Here is a 20,695-nt window from a genome sequence, read left to right on the forward strand (position 1 = left end):
TAATGAAAATCACTTTTAATTGCGGTAAACTAAAAATCTTAAAATTGTTAGTTGCAGTGCTTATGTGTACTGGCACAATTGCACAAAAGAAACAGCCTAATATCATTTTCATTATGACTGATGACCATGCATCTCAAGCTGTGGGAGCTTATGGTATGCGCTTTGCAAGGTTAAATCCAACACCAACAATAGATAAACTTGCTGAAGAAGGGATACTTTTTGAAAATGCCTTTTGTACAAATTCTATATGTACACCAGCACGAGCTACCATCATGACAGGGCAACACGGGCATGTAAATGGCGTTTTTGATTTAGAAGGTAAATTAAAGCCTAAAAATCAATATTTAGCACACGAAATGAACAAGCTTGGATATGAAACAGCTATAGTTGGAAAATGGCATTTAAAACATGCTCCAGAAGCATTTGATTATTATAATGTACTGCCTTTACAAGGTGATTATTACAACCCTACACTTTATAGTAAAACAGGAGGAGAAAAGAAAGAGATTAAGTTTGCTCAGGACTTAACTAGAACTGTGAATGCTACCAAATATGAGGGGCATAGTTCAGATGTGATTACAGACATAAGTTTAGAATGGTTAAAAAGCAAGAGAGATAAGTCTAAACCTTTTTTCTTAATGCATCATTTTAAGGCACCGCATGACAAGTTTAAATATGCACCTCGTTATGAAGGATATTTGGAGGGTACTGAACTTCCTGAACCAGCAAGTTTATGGTATAATGCCAATAATGGTTCTGACGGCACGCGCGGTAAAAATGATTCGCTGATTCATATTATTGGGTCTTCTGTTGGACACAGGAACGTGATTAGAAATAAAGGTAAGTTTTTAGAATTTGACCAAAGTATTCCAGATCCGCAATACAAAAGAATGGTGTATCAAGATTATATAAAGCGGTATTTAAGATGTGTAAAAGGTGTAGATGATAATATCAAACGTTTGTTAGATTATTTAGAAGCCGAGGGATTGATGGAAAATACAGTCATAGTTTACACAAGCGACCAAGGTTTTATGTTAGGAGAACACGACTATGTTGACAAGCGTTGGATGTATGAAGAATCCCTAAGAATACCTTTCATTGTGAAGTTTCCAAAAATTATTAAACCTGCTTCAAAAACAGATGCAGTTATTAATAACACCGACGTTGCCCCAACATTGATAGAACTTGCAGGGGGCAAAACACCAACTTACATGCAAGGTAAGAGCTTTAAATCTGTTTTGTCATCTTCCGACGTGCCTGTAGAAGCTAGAAAAGAAACCTACTATCGTTATTGGATGCATATGGCGCACCAGCATAATAATCCAGCACATTTCGGAATAAGAACCAAAGATTATAAACTTATTTTCTTTTATGGCCTAGATTACGTTATCAATAGAAATACCGAAGAACAATTATGGGCAGATAACCCTGAGTCTGTATCAAATTTTAAAACGCCTCCAGCGTGGGAGTTTTACGATTTGCAAAATGACCCAGAAGAAATGGATAATCGATACGATCATGAAAAATATGCCGCCATTATTGCGGACTTAAAAACACGTTTAAAAATGCTTCGAAGTGAAGTTTTAGAAGATGATTCTAAACATCCACATATAGAAAAGGTTGTGAATGATAATTGGGATAAATAATTTAATTTTCACTATTATATTTTTCCGTAGATAAAACAAAATTTTTACCTTTTCAAACATTAAATTTTAAAATTCAAGATTCTATTTTTATGAAAAAACACGGTTTAATTGTTGCTGCACTGCTAATGATACTTTTTAGTTGCAGTAATTCAAAAACGAAAACTGAAAAGCAAAAGCCAAATATCATTTTCATCATGTCTGATGATCATGCAGCCCAAGCCTTTGGGGTTTATGGTAGTAGGCTTTCAAAATTAAACTTAACACCTAATCTTGATAAGTTAGCTAATCAAGGTATCAGATTTGATAATGCCTTTTGTAATAACTCCATTTGCACACCAAGTAGAGCATCAATAATCACAGGGCAATACCCACAAACTAATGGTGTTCTTGATTTAGATATTGAATTAGATCAGAGTAAACAATATTTACCAAAAGAACTTAAAAAGTTGGGTTATAGTACAGCTGTTATTGGTAAATGGCATTTGCATAATGAGCCAATTGCTTTTGATTATTATAAAGTTTTACCTGGTCAAGGAAAATATTTCAACCCAAGTTTTCATGAAAAAGGAAAAGGAGAGTGGCCAAATAATAAGGTAAAGTCTGTAGGACACTCATCTGATGTTATTACTGATGTCACCATTGATTATTTGAAGAATAGAGATAAGACGAAGCCCTTTTTCTTAATGCATCATTATAAGGCGCCTCATGATATGTTTGAGTACGCACCAAGATATGAGAACTTTTTGGCAGATACCGAAATACCAGAACCTTCAAGTTTATATTATCAACCTAATTGGGGCTCTGAGGGAACAAGAGGGAAAAATGATTCTCTAATAGATTATATAGGGACGTCTGTTTCTGATAGACATATGTACAGAAATTATAATAAGTTTTTTCATAAAGACAGCTTAAAAGGAAGAAATAATTCCGCACATATAGGATATCAAACATATTTGAAGAAATATTTGCGTTGCGTAAAAGGAGTTGATGATAACTTAGGTAGATTGTTTGAGTATTTGAAGTCTGAAGGGTTATGGGAAAACACGGTAATTATCTATACTGGAGACCAAGGTATGATGCTTGGTGAACATGATTTACAAGATAAACGTTGGATGTATGATGAAGCCATGCGTATGCCGTATATTATGCATTACCCTGAAATGATTAAACCTGAGAGCGTATCAGATTTATTAATTAATAATACCGATTTTGCCCCAACCATGATTGAATTGGCAGGGGGGAAATCACCTGATTATATGCAGGGAATGAGTTTTATAAACACGCTTCAAGGAAAAGAAGAAGTAAGCTGGAGGAAATCCACGTATTATAGGTATTGGATGCATATTATTCATCATTATGTGCCGGCACATTTTGGAGTTAGAACTAAAGATTATAAACTAATGTTCTATTACGGCAAACATTACTTACCTGAATCTGAATATGAAAATCATTATTGGGCAACTCAGTATTATGGCATAGAAAGAGAAACGCCTCATACTTGGGAATTTTATGATTTAAAAAATGATCCGGAAGAGTTAAATAATCAGTATAACAACCCAAAATATCATGATATCATAGCCGAACTTAAAGCTGAATTAAAAAGCCAGAGAGAAGAGCTAAACGAAACAGATAAAGATTTTCCAGAAATACAAGCTATTGTAGATAAACACTGGAATGATTAATTTAGTCTTTCTATTAACACTAAACTAAACACTATGAGATTAATTACAGCCATTTTTGGCTTAGCCTGCCTATTGTTTTCTTGTCAAGATATTAAAGAAAAAGAGGTTGAAACTACTTCAACAAAGGAACAGTATACTCAAGAAGATTATGATTTTCTGGCAATTGGAAATCCGGAAAAAATGAGTGCAGCTTCAAAACGAGCACTCAGAAATAACTATCACAAAAATGAAGAATGGTTTGGTACCTTTAGTAGTCAGACATTAAAAGGAGACGTTGGTTATGAAAAAGGTGTGATACGGCGTGACCCTACAATGGTAATTCAAGTAGATGGTTTGTACTATACTTGGTATTCCAAATCGGTAGGGAAGACGTTCGGTTTTGGCACTGGTGATCCTGATAAAAAGGTATTTCCATGGGATAAAACAGAAATATGGTATGCCACTTCATCAGATGGTTGGGACTGGAAGGAGCAAGGAGTAGCGGTTACCTATGGTCCCAAAGGAGAGTATGATGATCGTTCTGTGTTTACACCAGAGGTATTGGCTCACGAAGGTAAGTATTACCTAGTGTACCAATGTGTTCAGTTCCCATATGTAAACCGTTCTTTCAATACGGTAGGTATGTCAATTGCCGATAGTCCTAACGGACCATGGAAACGCTTGGAAGCTCCCATTTTAGAAGCAGCTCAAGATGGCGAATGGTTAGGAGAAGAAGACAGCCGTTTTGCCGTTAAATCACAAGGTAGTTTCGATAGTCAAAAGGTACATGATCCAACATTATTATATTACAGAGACAAGTTTTATCTCTATTATAAAGGCGAGCGTATGGGAGAAAGAAATACTGCTGGCGGAAGAGAAATTCGGTGGGGTGTTGCCATAGCAGATAGTATCGAAGGACCTTATGTGAAGTCAGAATATAACCCTATTACTCACAGTGGACATGAACTTTGTGTCTGGAAATATAAAGATGGTATTGCGATGGTTTCGTCTGCAGATGGTCCAGAAAGACAAACTATTCAGTATTCTGAAGATGGAATCAATTTTGAAATTATGTCTTATGTGAATTGGGTCCCTTCGGCAATGGGGCTGGTAACAACCTTAGATAATGACAAGCATCCAACTGAAGGTTTAAGTTGGGGTTTGCATCACCTTTCACATAATTACCCAGGTAAGCCTTGGTGGGCTGGAGATCAGTATTTGGCAAGGTTTAGCTTTTCTAGAAATAGAAATACTAAGGCAGAATTTGCAGATAATAAACAATAATTTTATGTTAAGAATCACCTGTGTTTTAATTACATTTATTTTTAGTATTTCAATGCATGCCCAAAATGCTCCAGAAACCTTTAAGAACCCTATATTATCAGGTTTTTATCCTGATCCTTCTATATGTAGAGTTGGAGATACTTATTACATGGTGAACTCCTCTTTTGAGTGGTATCCAGGATTGCCAATTCATAGAAGTAAAGATTTGGTGAATTGGGAAAAGATTGGACACGGTTTACATAGACCAGACCAAATTGTTTATAAGGACGGACTTAGAAATTCTAATGGTATTTTCGCGCCAAGTATAAGGTACAATAACGGCACATTTTATATTATTTGTACTATGGTTGGTCAAAAGGGTAACTTTATAATTAAAGCTACAGACCCTTCTGGACCTTGGAGTGACCCTATGTGGATTCAAGACGCTCCTGGAATAGATCCTTCATTGTTTTGGGATGAAGACGGACGTTGTTATTATACAGGAGCAGGTATAGTAGACAGAACTAAAAAGGAATGGCCAGGGAAAAATGGAGTTTGGATGCAAGAAATTAATCCTGATGAAGGTGTACTTTTAGGTGAAAAGAAGCAATTAACATATGGACATGCTTCTAATGCAAGATGGGCAGAAGGGCCGCATTTATACAAGATAGATGGCGAATACTTATTATTAATTGGTGAAGGTGGAACAGGAGAGTATCATGCAGTAACTGTTTTTAATAGTAAAAGCTTATGGGGACCATATATCCCAAACCATGCAAATCCAGTAATGACTCATAGACATTTAGGAAAAACATATCCAATTGGTCAAACGGGACATGCAGATTTAGTGCAAACTCAAAATGGTGATTGGTGGAGTGTATTATTAGCCAAAAGAAGGGTGGAAGGGTTTATAACTTTGGCAAGAGAAACGTTTTTGGCAAAAGTGATAATGACCCAACAAGAAAGTGGTGTAACACCTATTTACAACCCTGGAATTGGACTTTTGGTGAATTCGCAAGAGCGTCCTGATTTACCATGGACACCTGTACCTGAAATAGTTGAGCGTGATGAATTTGATAACGAACAATTGGGTTTGGAATGGAATTTTTTAAGATCGCCTAAGTATAAGTGGTATACACAAAAAGATAGCCATTTGGAAATGCAATTACGTCCAGAAATGGTGACAGAATTATCGAATCCGTCCTATATAGCACAGCGCACACGTCATCATAGTTATGTAGCTGCTTCAAAATTATCGTTTAAGGCTAAAACGGAAAATGAAAAGGCAGGTTTAGTGATATATAGAAGGCATGGAAATAATTACCAGCTATTAAAAACAAAAAATAAAATTGTTTTAATCAAAGTGTTTCAAGAAGGAAATAAAGGAGATTTTGAACCCCGAATAGTAGCTTCCGCTTCATATAACGAAAAGAATGTTGTTTTAACGGCTAAGGTTGATGGAATTAATGTTCAATTTTTCTATGGTAATAGCGAAGAGGAATTAATCCCAATAGGAGAACTCCAAGATTATACCATAGTTTCAGATGATGTAGCGCAACGTTTTAATGGGGTTTATTTAGGGATGTACGCAACGTCCTCTGGAGATAAAACAAAGAATAAAGCCTTTTTTGATTGGTTTAGTCTATTAGGTAATGATTAACAGAGGATTGTTTAGGTAATAGTTTATAAAAACAAAGACAATATCCTGAAATCCATAGAGTATCAAAAAAGGACTTCCATATGGAAGTCCTTTTTTGATTAGTTGATTGATGTATAGGTTGGTTTATTTTTTTCTTACGCTTCCTGCTGAACTATTATTCTTATTTACTTTTTCAGGATTACCATAATACTTAATATCTCCACCGCTAGTAGCACTTGCAGTCAATTCCTTTGAGATGTTAACAGTAATATCTGCACCACTAGTTGCTTTAACTTGACTAGATTCAGCTTCTAAATCTCCAGCTTTAATATCGCTTCCGCTAGTAGCTTGAGCAATAAGCTTTTGAGTTTTACCAGATAAGCGTAAGTCACTTCCGCTAGTAGAGGTACAGTTTAATATAGTTGCATTTATGCTTAACTTCATATCACTACCGCTAGTTGATTTTAGTGTTAATTCATCTGCAGAAATTGTGTTGGTTGAATACACGTCACTTCCGCTAGTTGATACAATACTAGATATGTCTTTAAAACTTACATGAATTTTTTTAGCAGAGGCTCTACCAATGCTTTGTTTGGTATGTATTTTTAAAACACCGTTTTCTATTTCTGTTAAAATAAGATCGTGTAGATTTTCATCAGCTTCTACAGCAATTTCAGCTTCATTACTTTGAGTTAAATATACATCTAAACCTTCGGTAGCTTTAATTATTGAGAAAGATTCTGTAATATCTCTTTCAGCTGTGACTACATTACCATTTCCTTTAACACCTGTGCTAAAGTTCATGTCGAAATTACATGATACTAGAGTAAGACTTAATACGGCGGCTACAATAATTTTAATTAGCGTTGTCATGATTATTTATTTTTTGATTGTTTTGTTGTTCAAATATCTCTTTTAATTAGATTGTTATAAAGTTAATTTACCTGAATTGTAGATTTATCTAGATGAATTGTTAATCGTCTTTTGATTTAATCTCTACACCGTCAGAATCAATTTTTACTTTCACTTCTTCTCCTTCACCTTTAATACCATCACCGTCCACTTTAATATTAACATTATCACCTTTAATTTCAACACCTTCCTCATTTATTTTCAAGCCAGATGTTTCATTGTGAACGTCAACATCAACGTCAAAAGATTCTTCTTCAGGGCAGTCCAAACATTCAGTATCATCTTCAATTATCTTAAGGAAATGATTGGTTTGTTTTCCTGAAACTATATTATTACTGTGTTTGTAATAATTTAAGTAAGATTTTGCGTTGTTATTAAAGTTAACAATGGTGCCTTCTGGTAAATTTAGAATAACAGATACTTCCTGGTCACTGAATTTATTTTTAGAGTTTGTTGATAAAAACGCATCTAAAAACAGGGTGTCATCTTTTAAGGCATAATTATAGTTTATGTTTTTGGCACGTTCTATGGCTTTATCATAGTTTCTGCCATCAGCACTTTTTTTAATGTGAATAGAAGCTACAGAATCTGTTGTAGATCTCACCACTATTCTTACATCTGAATTATAGATAACTTTTTCACCATTTTCATTATTGGCAATTTTGTAAGAATTCTGATTTCTGTAAAAACGATTATCTAAAACATCATTAGAAACCATCTTAATTTTTAGGGTGTCATTTGCTGTTACTAATAACTCGCTTTTTTCGGTATAAGATTCATCATAAGCTCGTTCACTTACTTCTCTAACACCAATTACAGTAAGTCCAATAATAGATATTAACCATACACCTAATAGAGTGAACTTCGCTATGTTTCCAATAGATTTTGAATTATTGATAAGAATTTTTATTCCTAAATAGAACAGGAAGAAAAATGGAATACCAACAGCAAAAAGAGTAAATAAGGATACTAACCAAAGCGGGGAGTCTCCTGCACTAAACATTTGTGCATTTTCCATCCACGGAACGTGAATAATATCTATAACACCTACAGATAGTAACGAAACTATTAATGAAATGATAGTTACAGCTCCAATAAATATTAATAGTACACCAACTAATTTTGCAAATATTTTAAAGAAGAACATAAATACTTCTCCAATAGTATCAAAAAAAGCACTTGACGAAGATTTTACTTTATTAGTTTGCTTTTTAAAATCTACACTTTTGGCGGCATCAGAGGCGCTTTTAGCTGCTCCAGATACCGTTTCTGATACATTTTTAGCAACATCTGTTACGGTTTCTGTTACATTTTCAAAACCGTCTTTAATCTTTTTTTCAATGTTACTAATATTAACAGGCTCACCTGTCATCATTATTTTTTCGGCTGTAGTTTTTGCTTCCGGTACTAAAATCCATAGCAAGATGTATAGTAAAATACCAGTTCCGGCTCCAAAAATTAAGATAATCCAAGCTAAACGCACCCAAATAGTATCAATACCAAAATAGTGGGCTAATCCAGATGATACACCACCAATATAAGAGTTATCTGTGTCTCTAAATAACTTTTTAGAAGGAGCAGATTTACGTTTGTAAGTTGTTTGAGGGTCATCTTCAAATATCTCATCATCAACCAAATAATCTTCTGGTTGTCCCATGATAGATATAACTTCGTCTACCTCTTTAATTCTAATAACTTGTTTGTCGTTTTGTACACGCTCATTAAAAAGTTCGGCAATTCTTGCTTCAATATCAGAAATAATTTCAGAGCGTCCTTGAGAATCTGTAAATGAACGTTTTATAGCCTCAAGATAGCGTTGCAATTTTAGATACGCATCTTCATCAATATGAAAAAAGATACCTGCTAAATTTATGTTGACTGTTTTATTCATTTTTTTGTTGTTTTTTGGCTTGTTACTATGTTAACGGCGTTTGATAATTCGCTCCACGTAGTGTTTAATTCTTTTAAAAATAATTTCCCGGTTTCTGTTAAACCGTAGTATTTTCTTGGAGGTCCAGAGGTTGATTCTTCCCATCTGTAATTCAAGAGTCCGGCGTTTTTTAGTCGCGTAAGTAGCGGATAAATTGTTCCCTCAACTACTAGCAACTTTGCGTCTTTTAAGGTGCCTAAAATTTCGGCAACATAGGCATCGTCATCTTTCAAGACAGAAAGAATGCAGAATTCTAATACCCCTTTACGCATTTGTGCTTTTGTGTTTTCTATCTTCATAGTTTCATTCGTTTAATATTTTAAGACTGTTCATTTTTTGATTGATTTGATTAATGATTGATTGTATTGATGAAATTTTTTGTTTATTCTTTTTGGGCGTTACCCTATCGGGTCGGGCTTTGTGCTATATCTTTTTTAAGCTTCGCTTCGATACCTTCAACCAAAATATATTTTGGTCTTGGCAGTCTCAAAAAAGGATGCCGCTTCAATCCCTAACGCGCGCACTCATTACTTTAAAAAATTAATAGTTAACGGATATTTGTAATATTCTCCATCTCTAGCTTTTAAACTTGCAATAACAATAAATACTAACTCAAGTATAAAAGCTATTATGGCAAAAGCTCCTAAAACCCCACCTATATATAATAGAGGTGATGGTTTTCCAATATTTACATGAAAATCATGAAACCCATGAAAGTCAATAAAGTCTATGCCGTTAAAAACTTTGAAAATAAAAAGCGGAATAGTTAATGTTCCAATTATTATGGCATAAAGTAAAATACTAATCTGAAAGTTTATAGCCTGTTTACCATGGTCATCTATAAATTCAGATTTATCCTTATTAGCAATCCATAATATTATAGGGCCAATAAAATTTCCAAATGGAATTATAAACCTACTAAAGGTTGATAAGTGAATAAATGTTGCAATGTTTTTTACGTGATTAGTTAACATGATTTTTTTGATTGATTTAAAACATATAATAGTTTCTTATGCAAATATATGTCTAAAATAAGGTACTTTGTTACACATAGTACTGAAAATTAACATAAATTTAACATTTATTGATGTTTTTTTATTTCATAAATTAGTGAACAATTAAAGCTTGTAATATGAAGTTAACTCCCAGAAAATTAAATGCTTTCAGTATGTTTAAATTACCTGCCGCTTATATATGCGGGGTTAGGGTAAAACAATTAGATGAAAAAGAATGTATGGTTTCTGTAAAGTACCGATGGATAAATCAAAATCCTTTTAAATCTATGTTTTGGGCAGTTCAAGGTATGGCAGCAGAACTTTCAACGGCCTCAATTATGATTGGAAAAATTCAAGAATCTGGAAAAAAAACATCCATGTTGGTAATTTCTAATGAAGCAAAATATACCAAAAAGGCAACTGGGAGAATTAATTTTACCTGTAATCAGGGAAAGCTTATTGATGAAACATTAAATAAGGCTATTGATACTGGTGAAGGACAAACCATATGGTTAACATCTGTTGGAGTTAATGAAGAAGGAATTGAGGTTTCTACATTTAATTTTGAATGGAGTGTTAAAGTAAAGAATTGATTTTGTAACAAAATATAAAACATATCAACATATAAAGGAATCAAACAAAAAACAATAAAATGACAGCGCACGAAATTGATTATACTATCTACGGTGAAGAAATGCAATACGTAGAAATAGAATTAGACCCTCAAGAAGGTGTAGTGGCCGAGGCAGGTAGCTTTATGATGATGGATGAAGGTATTAAAATGGAAACTATTTTTGGAGATGGTTCTCAAAAAGACTCTGGGTTTTTAGGGAAAATATTAGGAGCTGGTAAACGTATTTTAACCGGTGAGAGTTTGTTTATGACTGCTTTTTACAATGAAATAATTGGTAAAAGAAAAATATCGTTTGCATCACCGTATCCTGGGAAAATTGTACCTATAGATTTGAGACAATTTGGAGGTAAATTCATTTGTCAGAAAGATGCCTTCTTATGTGCAGCTAAAGGAGTAAGTGTAGGTATAGAGTTTTCTAAGAAATTAGGGAGAGGACTTTTTGGAGGTGAAGGTTTTATTATGCAAAAACTAGAAGGTGATGGAATGGCATTTGTTCATGCTGGGGGCACCATGGCCAAAAAAGAATTAATGGCAGGGGAAACTTTAAAAGTTGATACCGGCTGTATTGTTGGCTTTGACCAAACGGTAAATTATGATATTGAGTTTGTGGGTGGTATAAAAAACACGGTTTTTGGTGGTGAAGGTTTATTCTTTGCAACACTTCAAGGTCCTGGAACGGTTTATATACAATCATTACCTTTTAGTAGGCTGGCTGGCAGGGTTTTAGCATCGGCTCCAAGAGGAGGAGGGAAAGACAAAGGAGAAGGCAGTATACTAGGAGGTTTAGGGGATTTACTGGATGGAGATAATCGATTTTAAATGTTAAATTTTGACTAAAAAGAGTTTTGAATGCAATTTTTTATTAATTTTAGGTGTTTAATAATTAATAGCAAGCTTATAAAACAAATCTACTTTTAATTTAAACCTTAAACCTTAAGATTACTATGGCGAGAGCAATGTTGGAGTACACCAAAACTGTGCTTAATAAAGTTAGTTTTGATGCCGCGTTGTTTTGCAAAGAAGTACAAAAAGCTGTAACACGTTTGTTACCTTATGAGATTGAAGAGCTTAAAATTTTTATTCACTCTCTTGTACAGCAAAACCCGGAACTGAATCAATGTTTAATTTATTTAAAACCATAAAAAAAAAGGCGACCAACAGGTCGCTTTTTTAGGCTTACTATTTAGGTAATGGGCTTATTATTTTCACGTCTTGAAATGCTATGGCTCCTCGAATTATTCCTGAAATAACATCTTGTAATGCTTCTATAATTTGCATTTTTAATTCACTTTTATGATAAATAATGCTCACTTCTCTTGCTGGTGGTGGGTCATTAAAGTAATGTAAATTCTCTTTTTCTGTAGATCTAATATCTAATGTGTGTAAATAGGGTAGGAGTGTCATGCCTAAACCTTCATTTGATAGTTTGATTAGAGTCTCTATACTACCACTCTCTAATTGAAATTTATCATCAATATGATTTTTAAATACTTTACATAAGTTAATAACCCCATCTCTAAAGCAGTGCCCATCTTCAAGTAAAAGCATATCATCAATTTCTAAATCTGTCGAGCTGATTTTTTCTTTACCAAAGAGCCTATGGTTTTTAGGAATGTAACCTACAAAAGGTTCAAAATAAAGCACACGTTCTTTTATGTTTTCATCTTCCAGAGGAGTAGCTGCTATAGCAGCATCTAAATGTCCATCTTTAATTCTAGCTATTATCTCTTCAGTAGTTAGCTCTTCTATTTTAAGTTTCACTTTTGGGTGGCGCTTTATAAAAGATTTTAGAAACATGGGGAGTAAAGTGGGCATAATGGTAGGAATAATACCTAATTTAAACTCACCACCAATAAACCCTTTTTGCTGATCAACAATATCCTGAATTCGGTATGATTCGTTTACGATATTTCTAGCTTGGGTTACTATTTTTTTGCCAACCTCAGTTAATTCTATAGGTTTTTTACTTCTATCAAAAATTTGAACATCTAACTGGTCTTCCAACTTTTGAATTTGCATACTCAATGTTGGTTGAGTTACAAAACACTTTTCTGCTGCCTTTGTAAAGTTTTGATTTTCGGCTACCGCCAAAACATAATATAATTGTGTTATTGTCATTGTTATCAATTTAGATTATAAAAATATAAAAACTATCGATAAAAACTATAATAAACAATGTTAATTATAAATTAAATTTGTGATAGATAAAAATTATAACAATGATAACATTAAATAGTATAGGATTAGACAGTTCAAAAACAAAAGATTTGGCTCATGATTTGAATATCTTATTAGGAAATTTTCAGATATATTATCAGAATTTAAGAGGTATTCATTGGAATATAAAAGGAAGAGGTTTTTTTGATTTACATGCCAAGTTTGAAGAGTTGTATGATGATGCCAACATCAAGGTTGATGAAATTGCCGAACGTATTTTAACATTAGGAGAAACTCCATTGCATACATTTGCAGATTATTCAGCTTCAGCCAAAGTTCCAGTAGGAAAAGACATTTCCGAGGATGTTAAGGCTGTAAGATTGATAGTTAGGTCTTTAACAGAATTATTAAAAATTGAAAGAGACATATTAGAAAAATCTGGTGATGCTAATGATGAAGGAACTAATAGTATGATGAGTGATTTTATTACAGAACAAGAAAAAACCGTGTGGATGATGAAAGCATGGTTGAACGAAGAAGTTTAGTTAGTTTGGTTTGATTAATAGCAAAAAGTTCTTTTTGAATTAACTTTCAAAAGGGACTTTTTCTTTATAATAAACCTCTAGCTTTAATCTCTAAATATTTATTGATAGTATCAATTGTTAGGTTTTCAGGGGTTGTTAAAATCGAATAAATACCATACTTTTTCAATTCATTCACAATTAAACGTTTTTCAAAAGTGAATTTCTCCGCAATCACCTTATCGTATGCTTGTTGAACTGTTTCGGCTTTATCATTTATTAAGCTGTTAAGTTCAGTGTTTTTAAAAAAGATAACCACCAATAAATGGCTTTTAGCAATACCTTTTAAATAAGGTAGTTGTCTGTGCAATCCATCTAAAGTTTCAAAATTAGTGTAGAGAAGTATTAAGCTTCGTTGCGTAATATTTCGCTTAATGTCTGCATACAATCTGCCGAAATCACTTTCAAAAAAGTCGGTATTTACATTGTAAAGGCCTTCTAAAATCAAATTCATTTGAGAAGATCTACGTTCTGCTACTACGCGGTTTTCTACTTTTTTAGAAAACGAAAAAATACCTGCCTTATCATGCTTTTTTAGTGCAACGTTTGATATTACTAAAGCAGCATTAATAGCATAATCTAAAAGTGAAAGTGCATCAAATGGCATTTTCATCACACGCCCTTTATCAATTACTGAGTAAATGGGTTGCGATTTCTCATCTTGAAACTGATTAACCATCAACTGGTTTTTCTTAGCTGTAGCTTTCCAGTTTATAGTGCGTAAGTCATCACCTAAAACATATTCTTTAATTTGCTCAAACTCCATGGTGTGCCCCAATTTCCGAACTTTTTTAATGCCATACTGATTCAAATTATTGCTTATAGCCAATAAGTTGTATTTACGTAATTGAATAAAACTAGGGTAAGTAGGAATCATTTCCCCATCATTAAAACTAAACCTACGGGCAATTAATCCGAAAACAGATGATACATAAATATTTAGTTTACCAAAGTGGTATTCACCTCTTTCGGTTGGTCTTAATTCGTATTCGAATTCTGTAATACTTGAGGCATCAAGTTTTCTGTCTATTTTAAAATGGCGTACCTGAAATTGTTCAGGAATTTCGTCAATGATTCTTATGTATATGGGAAAGGTGTAAAAGTTTTCAATGCTTAAATGAATAGGGTTTTTATCACCATTTGATAGTTTTTCAGGTAATGTTCTAAGACCATTAATGCCTTTTTTTGTTGCAAATAAAATTAAAGCATCTAGAAAGGTTAACGTCACTAAAGCCAATAACACGAGTTTAACTGCATTAAACCAAACTGGAAATACAAAACTAATCACGAATAGCACCATGATGCCTATGCAGGCATAAAAAAAGCGGTTTTGTATATAAAATGGTTTAAGGCGTTTCACTATTTCTATTATAAATTAGGTTTTTTAATGCGCTCTGAAAGACATTGGTTTCATAATATATTATCTTGGAATTTCTACGGCTTCAATAATTTGTTTAATAATTTGTTTGGTGGTAACACCTTCCATTTCACGTTCTGGAGTTACAATAACTCTATGCTGTAATACTGGAATCGCAGCTTGTTTAATGTCTTCTGGTGTTACAAAATCGCGTCCACCCATAGCAGCAAAAGCTTTACTGGCTTTTAAAATAGCAATAGATGCTCTAGGTGAAGCTCCTAAATACAAAAACGGATTACTTCTGGTGTTAATAATAATATCTGCAATATATTTTACCAAGTGAGCTTCAATTATTACTTGATTTACCAAATCTTGAAATTTCGCAATCTGCTTTTTGGTTAAATGAGATGTAATTTTATCAGTTTTAATAGCACCTTGTAAGTCCTGTTCTCTATTAATAATTTCTATTTCCTCATCTAAATTGGGGTAATCAATATCTATTTTAAACAAGAACCTATCTAATTGCGCTTCCGGCAAACGGTATGTTCCTTCCTGCTCAACAGGGTTTTGGGTTGCCAAAACAATAAAAGGTAAATCCATTTTGAATTTATTACCATCAATGGTGATTTGGCGTTCTTCCATAACTTCAAAAAGAGCTGCTTGTGTTTTAGCCGGTGCTCTATTTATCTCATCAATTAAAATCATATTTGAAAATATAGGACCTTGTTTAAATTCAAATTCTGAAGATTTTATATTGAAAACCGAAGTTCCTAAAATATCACTTGGCATTAAATCTGGCGTGAACTGAATTCTGCTAAAATCAATATCTAATGACTTAGCTAAGAGTTTAGCAGATATTGTTTTTGCTACTCCGGGTACACCTTCAATAAGTGAATGTCCGTTAGCCAAAATAGATGCAATTAGTAAATCAATCATGCCCTTTTGACCAACAATCACTTTACCTATTTCGTTTTTAATTAGAGTGATGCCCTCTAGCAATTCCGTTAAATCAATGCGGTTTTTGAAATCTAAATTATCTTCAATATTCGCCTTGTCGCCGGATAAGGTTTCTTCAAACTCTTGTTGTTCGTTTTCAGGATTTAAGGCGTCATCATTTTGGTTCTCTAAATGCTCCATAATTTATTTGGTGTAAAAATCTTCAATTGCTTTATTTAGCTTAAGTAAATCTACTTCTGTACAGCTACTTTTTGCCTTTAAATGTATAATAAGTGTTACTAATAGTTGTATGTATTCTTTATCTTTATTCGATTTTAAACTTAAGTTCTTTACAAACTTTTCATCTAAAAGTTGAGTGTCTAAATAAAACTCACGTCTTAAATGCTCTAAAAAGTACGTGATTTTTTTCTCAATAATAGTGTTGTGGTCTTTGGTTTCATAATACAGGTTACCAATAGTTTTAGTAAACGCAATTGTAGAATTTTCCAGAGGTTTAATAATTTTTATAATACGTTGTCTGCGTTTAGCATTAAATATCATAAACAGAATAAGGGTGATAAGTGCTAAATACCATGCGCTTCTTAAGGCTGGTTTACTGAGTATAAACCGTAAAGGAGACCTACTTAAATCTGCTCCAATCTTATTTTTAGAATCAAAATGAATGGTGTCATCATTAAGATAGGATAGAACCGCCGCAGCATATTTTTTATTTTCCTTTTTTAATAAATGATAATTAGTAAATACAACAGGCTGCAAGTGTATAAAAACATTGCCTAAACCATGTTCTATCTTTACGTAATTGATTCTGTTTATTGAATCAAATTTTTGATAACCCAAAACAGTAGTTGCTAAAGAATCTAATTCTGAAAAATAGTAGTTACTTAACCCTTTTTCAATTGTGATAGAATCTTTTTTAAATGTTGGGTTTGCAAAATTTAACTGGGCTTTCCCTTTGAAATCATATTGATTTTTAATGTCTATTGAAAGCGTGTCAAGTATTTTTTGTGGTGGATAATTAGAAGCTATAAAAACATCGTTTCCATGTGAGGTAAAATCAAGTAACTCTTGTGCCGAAACCTCGTCTACTTCAGTAAAATCCTGAATCAGCATGAAGCTTCCTGAAGTGTTGTATGTGCTGTCTTCCCAATTATATAAATCGTCGAAATACTCGTACGGCGTAACCTTAATATTTTTTATTTCGCTCTCAGGGAATAGTTTTTTTAATTGATCGTGTAATATAAAGGCGCCATAAGGTCTTTTGTGTAATTCGTTATACGAGGGCGTCCAATTAATTGGTTTAGGCTTGGAAAAATCTATTGCAATAACAACCGTAAAAAGTAATAGTAATAGGCCTATATAGACTTTTATTGTTTTATTCATGCTTTTACAGATTTTAAAAATTTAGTAAAAGCATGTTTTGCTTTATCGAACTCAGTTTGGTTTACATTAAATTCACCATACCAAATGTAATTGTATAAATAAGAGGTGTATGCAAACTCTTTTTTTATGTTCTCTTGAGTGATTTCATTTTGATAATCACTATTGGTTTTTTCAACATCATATTCAATTATTTCGGCTTGCGTCAACAGTTTTAAAAGCCATAAATAGTAATATCTAATAGCTAATCGGAAATTATTTTCTTTTTCTGCTTTTGCAATAAGTTTTTTAAAGTCTGTAACATGAATATTGTTCTCTATATCTGTTACAGGAATGATATTTTTATCCGAAGATTTGCCAAAAACCCAAGCTCCTTCTTTATTCATTACAGCCCTAAAAATGAAATAAATAACTAAAAGAATGATGATAACACCGGCCGTTTTCAACGCGAAATCGGTCGCTTTTGAAGCTTGCCCCTGATTTTTTATATTAAACAGGTCTCTAAATAAATCATTCAACCATTGTTTAAAACGTGTCCACCAACCGGAACTTTCAATGGTACGTTCATAAATATAATCTTCGCCAGTATATAAATCATTTAGGGCATCAAAACTACGAGGTGTTATTTCAGTAGAGGTGTCAATTTTTAAACTATCAGTTTTTATAGTTGTGAACTCTATAGTTACATTATAATTATAGGCATGACTTTCAGAATAACAAATCAATCCGAAGAAAAGAAAAATAATATGTAGCCAAAATTTGTTACGCACCAGATCCTATTTGGTCTATAATATCCTTTGTGTTTATATTTTCTTTGTCTTCTTTTAAACTGTAAAAAATAATACCCTGATTAAGTTGAACAATTGTTCCTAAGGTAGCACTTACAATAAAAGTTAGGAAGAAAACAAGTAGCATAATTATCATCATGGTGGCACCTAATTCTTCTTCAGTAGGAGCTCCTTGGTCTATTGTTGTAAATAAACTTGCCATACCAAAAACATAGGGTATAAGCGAGATTACATTTTGTGCTATATAGCTTATTAAGTAAAAAATACCTACGCTTCCAACGGCTGCCCAAAACTTTGATGTCAATAAGTTCCATGAATATCCAAAGCTTTCCCATATTCCTTTTTTGTCTTCTAAGTATTCCATTAAAGCCATTGTGTATAGGAGCATAAAAGCTCCTACTAATAGAGGTAGGGCTAGTATGCCTACAATAGTAATGGCTAAAATAAAACCACAAATAGCAAAAACAATTATTAATGGAATTCCTAATAGAATACAACAAACCAAGTAAATTATTAATTTGCCAATGATGTTTTTATATGAATCCACTAGGTCTTTGGTCTCGAAATTTTTGCCTCCTTTTTCAGCATAAAGTTTTAAATAAATTGGAGTGTAGGCATAGGAGATAATGGCCGAAATTAAGGCCACTAATAAAAAGAGTAAAAGCAAAACTACAAACCAGCCAGCATTTTCATTAATATACTCGTCTAAAACGTTTGTGCTTTTTCCTTGAAGAACACCCCCAAAAATTAGTTCTGAGTAAAATTTGGTAAAGAAGTACCCAAAAGTCATTAGTATTAAAAGGAAAATACCATTAATAATAAAGTAATGTTTAAAGAAATGCTTTCCGTTTTGTTTTAGAAAGCCAAATGTATCTTGAAAGAATTCGCTAAATCCTCTAGATTTATATAATTGCATATTTATTTTTTAATTTTTTATGTAAAATGAAAGGATATACCAGATAGTAAAACGTAATGAGACTTAAGGTTGTTAGTATAATACCAACAGATAACCAATTAGGCATTACGTTAGAGTAGCGCGTAACATATCCCTCCAAAATACCTGCAGCAATGGTAAAAGGAAAAGTGCTGATAAGTATTTTAACACCGTCTTTCATGCCCATTTTAAACGAAGTCATTCTGGAATATGTTTTTGGAAATAGTATGCTGGCGCCTAGAATTAATCCAGCAGCTCCTTCTATAACAATGGCGAAAATTTCCATAGAACCATGAATCCAAATGCCTCTAACGCTTTCCCAAAATACGCCTTCTTTGTAAAAGAAATATTGAAATGATCCTAACATGATTCCATTATAAAGCATTACTAAACCGGTTCCTAAACCGGCAAATACACCAAAAATGAACGCCTTAATACCAACGTAAAGATTATTTAAAGTTATACCAAAAGCACTTCCCCAATTACTGCCACTTTTATAAACAGCAACAGGATCTCCCTTTTCAATATTTTCGAGAGTCATATTAACGTAATGATCTCCTAAAATAAGTCTCACAAATGAATCATCATATGCAGCAGATAAAGCTCCAATAGCAGAAAAACTTAAAAAAATGACAAAAGCATAAAGTACATAGCGCCTATATTGATGGACTATTAAGGGTACTTCAATTTTCCAAAAATGCACAAATCGATTTGTGTCTTCACGTTTTGTTTTATAAATTTTTTGAAATGCCTTAGCAGCTAAATTGTTTAAATAAAGTATGGTTTTACTTTTAGGGTAGTAGGTTTGGGCATAAGAGAGATCGTTTACTAAATGAATGTAAAGTGAGGCTAGTTCGTCTGGGTTTTTTAAGGTTTTTCCAAAAATGGCTTTTTCAAAATTCAACCACTTTTCCTTGTTCTGCTTGATAAAAGCTACTTCTCTCATGTAGATTCAAATCTACACAAATTTTTATTAAAAGTACTTCTTGTCTTACAATAATTTACAATAGATTTGTAAAAGTAAACACCTAATTTTAATGGTTGAATTACAAATAAATACTACTCAAAATGTAAACATCAATTTCACCGCAGCTAGTGTTGGTGAACGTATATTGGCATATGGTATTGATTGGATTATTAAAATTGCCTACATCATTGTAACCTATCAATTAATATTTAATTTGTTTAAGGTAGATGAGTTGGTAGGAGATATGGATAATTGGTCTCAAGCAGCTATATATGTATCCTTTTATCTTCCTGTTATTTTCTATACTTTAATATTCGAAACCTTGCTAGATGGTCAAACTTTAGGTAAGCGTATCTTAAAAATAAAGGTTGTGAAAATAGATGGGTATCAAGCATCATTAGCCGATTTTGTTATTCGATGGTTTTTTAGAATAGTTGATCTAAATATGTTTAGTGGTGTTGTAGCACTTATAGCTATTATTATGAGTGATAAAAATCAACGTCTAGGAGATATGACTGCGGGAACCTCTGTAATAGCTTTAAAGAATAAGGTGAATATTAGTCATACCATTTTAGAAGATTTAAAACAAGACTATATTCCAACTTACCCCAACGTGATTAAATTATCTGATAATGATGCTCGAATTATTAAAGATACTTTTACTACGGCAAAAGCTTCAAAAGATTATCCTACTTTAATTAAGCTCAGGAAGAAACTTATCGAGGTGGTTGAGATAAAGGAAATGAAGCAGCAATCGGATATTGAGTTTATTGATGTTATTTTAAAAGATTATAATTACTATACACAGAATATGTAAGCAGACTCTTGACTTTGTTTGCAAAGTCTTAGAGGTCGCTTACCCTGAGCTTGTCGAAGGGTCTCTTAAAAAAACAAAGT

The 20,695-nt window shown here is 32.9% G+C and carries 20 protein-coding genes; 9 read left to right on the forward strand and 11 right to left on the reverse strand.

Annotation, left to right across the window (positions count from 1 at the left end):
* The first annotated feature begins 2 nt into the window (after positions 1-2).
* From FUA22_RS04370 to FUA22_RS04385, 4 genes are all read left to right on the forward strand, one after another.
* Positions 3-1,646 (forward strand): sulfatase family protein, encoded by a 1,644-nt coding sequence (locus FUA22_RS04370; protein ID WP_147766599.1) that lies wholly within the window; start codon positions 3-5, stop codon positions 1,644-1,646.
* Between the two features lie 89 nt (positions 1,647-1,735).
* Positions 1,736-3,328, forward strand: coding sequence for a sulfatase family protein (locus FUA22_RS04375; protein ID WP_147766600.1), 1,593 nt, complete (start codon positions 1,736-1,738; stop codon positions 3,326-3,328).
* A gap of 33 nt (positions 3,329-3,361) precedes the next feature.
* Complete coding sequence (locus FUA22_RS04380) at positions 3,362-4,591, forward strand: glycoside hydrolase family 117 protein (protein WP_147766601.1); 1,230 nt, start codon at positions 3,362-3,364, stop codon at positions 4,589-4,591.
* Positions 4,592-4,595: 4 nt separating this feature from the next.
* Entirely contained in the window at positions 4,596-6,230 is a 1,635-nt protein-coding gene (locus FUA22_RS04385) for a glycoside hydrolase family 43 protein (RefSeq protein ID WP_147766602.1), read from the forward strand.
* Between the two features lie 123 nt (positions 6,231-6,353).
* Here FUA22_RS04385 and FUA22_RS04390 read toward each other — a convergent pair whose 3' ends face one another.
* The 4 genes from FUA22_RS04390 to FUA22_RS04405 all read right to left on the reverse strand — a co-directional run bounded on the left by FUA22_RS04390 (position 6,354) and on the right by FUA22_RS04405 (position 10,025).
* Positions 6,354-7,082, reverse strand: coding sequence for a head GIN domain-containing protein (locus FUA22_RS04390; RefSeq protein WP_147766603.1), 729 nt, complete (start codon positions 7,080-7,082; stop codon positions 6,354-6,356).
* A gap of 100 nt (positions 7,083-7,182) precedes the next feature.
* Complete coding sequence (locus FUA22_RS04395) at positions 7,183-9,012, reverse strand: PspC domain-containing protein (RefSeq protein WP_147766604.1); 1,830 nt, start codon at positions 9,010-9,012, stop codon at positions 7,183-7,185.
* A complete protein-coding gene (locus FUA22_RS04400) occupies positions 9,009-9,350 on the reverse strand; it encodes a PadR family transcriptional regulator (protein ID WP_147766605.1) in 342 nt (113 codons plus the stop codon). The genes FUA22_RS04395 and FUA22_RS04400 overlap by 4 nt, the downstream gene beginning before the upstream one ends.
* 228 nt (positions 9,351-9,578) lie before the next feature.
* Positions 9,579-10,025, reverse strand: coding sequence for a DUF4870 domain-containing protein (locus FUA22_RS04405; protein ID WP_147766606.1), 447 nt, complete (start codon positions 10,023-10,025; stop codon positions 9,579-9,581).
* Between the two features lie 158 nt (positions 10,026-10,183).
* On the opposite strand from FUA22_RS04405, the gene FUA22_RS04410 reads away from it, so the two are divergent.
* The 3 genes from FUA22_RS04410 (at position 10,184) to FUA22_RS04420 (ending at position 11,822) form a co-directional block, all read left to right on the forward strand.
* Positions 10,184-10,639 carry a DUF4442 domain-containing protein gene (locus FUA22_RS04410; protein ID WP_147766607.1) on the forward strand — a complete coding sequence of 152 codons (456 nt, stop codon included), beginning with the start codon at positions 10,184-10,186 and terminating at the stop codon, positions 10,637-10,639.
* A gap of 59 nt (positions 10,640-10,698) precedes the next feature.
* Positions 10,699-11,499 carry a TIGR00266 family protein gene (locus tag FUA22_RS04415; RefSeq protein WP_147766608.1) on the forward strand — a complete coding sequence of 267 codons (801 nt, stop codon included), beginning with the start codon at positions 10,699-10,701 and terminating at the stop codon, positions 11,497-11,499.
* Between the two features lie 125 nt (positions 11,500-11,624).
* Entirely contained in the window at positions 11,625-11,822 is a 198-nt protein-coding gene (locus FUA22_RS04420; protein ID WP_147766609.1) for a hypothetical protein, read from the forward strand.
* 37 nt (positions 11,823-11,859) lie between these two features.
* On the opposite strand, the gene FUA22_RS04425 is transcribed toward FUA22_RS04420, so the two are convergent.
* The gene (locus tag FUA22_RS04425) at positions 11,860-12,798 is read right to left on the reverse strand and encodes a hydrogen peroxide-inducible genes activator (RefSeq protein WP_147766610.1); all 939 of its coding nucleotides are present in this window, start codon (positions 12,796-12,798) and stop codon (positions 11,860-11,862) included.
* 104 nt (positions 12,799-12,902) lie between these two features.
* On the opposite strand from FUA22_RS04425, the gene FUA22_RS04430 reads away from it, so the two are divergent.
* Complete coding sequence (locus tag FUA22_RS04430) at positions 12,903-13,382, forward strand: Dps family protein (RefSeq protein ID WP_147767425.1); 480 nt, start codon at positions 12,903-12,905, stop codon at positions 13,380-13,382.
* A 64-nt stretch (positions 13,383-13,446) separates the two neighbouring features.
* On the opposite strand, the gene FUA22_RS04435 is transcribed toward FUA22_RS04430, so the two are convergent.
* The 6 genes from FUA22_RS04435 to FUA22_RS04460 all read right to left on the reverse strand — a co-directional run bounded on the left by FUA22_RS04435 (position 13,447) and on the right by FUA22_RS04460 (position 19,777).
* Positions 13,447-14,718, reverse strand: a complete 1,272-nt coding sequence (locus tag FUA22_RS04435; protein WP_147767426.1) for a DUF58 domain-containing protein — start codon at positions 14,716-14,718, stop codon at positions 13,447-13,449.
* Between the two features lie 120 nt (positions 14,719-14,838).
* Entirely contained in the window at positions 14,839-15,912 is a 1,074-nt protein-coding gene (locus tag FUA22_RS04440; RefSeq protein ID WP_170309842.1) for an AAA family ATPase, read from the reverse strand.
* A 3-nt stretch (positions 15,913-15,915) separates the two neighbouring features.
* Positions 15,916-17,112, reverse strand: coding sequence for a DUF4350 domain-containing protein (locus FUA22_RS04445; RefSeq protein ID WP_147766611.1), 1,197 nt, complete (start codon positions 17,110-17,112; stop codon positions 15,916-15,918).
* Positions 17,109-17,879, reverse strand: coding sequence for a DUF4129 domain-containing protein (locus FUA22_RS04450; RefSeq protein WP_147766612.1), 771 nt, complete (start codon positions 17,877-17,879; stop codon positions 17,109-17,111). Before FUA22_RS04450 ends, FUA22_RS04445 begins: the two co-directional genes overlap by 4 nt.
* Entirely contained in the window at positions 17,872-18,813 is a 942-nt protein-coding gene (locus FUA22_RS04455) for a hypothetical protein (RefSeq protein ID WP_147766613.1), read from the reverse strand. The genes FUA22_RS04450 and FUA22_RS04455 overlap by 8 nt, the downstream gene beginning before the upstream one ends.
* Entirely contained in the window at positions 18,800-19,777 is a 978-nt protein-coding gene (locus tag FUA22_RS04460; protein ID WP_147766614.1) for a stage II sporulation protein M, read from the reverse strand. Before FUA22_RS04460 ends, FUA22_RS04455 begins: the two co-directional genes overlap by 14 nt.
* 91 nt (positions 19,778-19,868) lie before the next feature.
* Between FUA22_RS04460 and FUA22_RS04465 the strand changes: the two genes are divergently transcribed.
* Positions 19,869-20,615, forward strand: coding sequence for an RDD family protein (locus FUA22_RS04465; protein ID WP_147766615.1), 747 nt, complete (start codon positions 19,869-19,871; stop codon positions 20,613-20,615).
* Positions 20,616-20,695 lie beyond the last annotated feature (80 nt).

Source organism: Seonamhaeicola maritimus, assembly GCF_008056315.1.
Classification (GTDB): Bacteria; Bacteroidota; Bacteroidia; order Flavobacteriales; family Flavobacteriaceae; genus Seonamhaeicola; species Seonamhaeicola maritimus.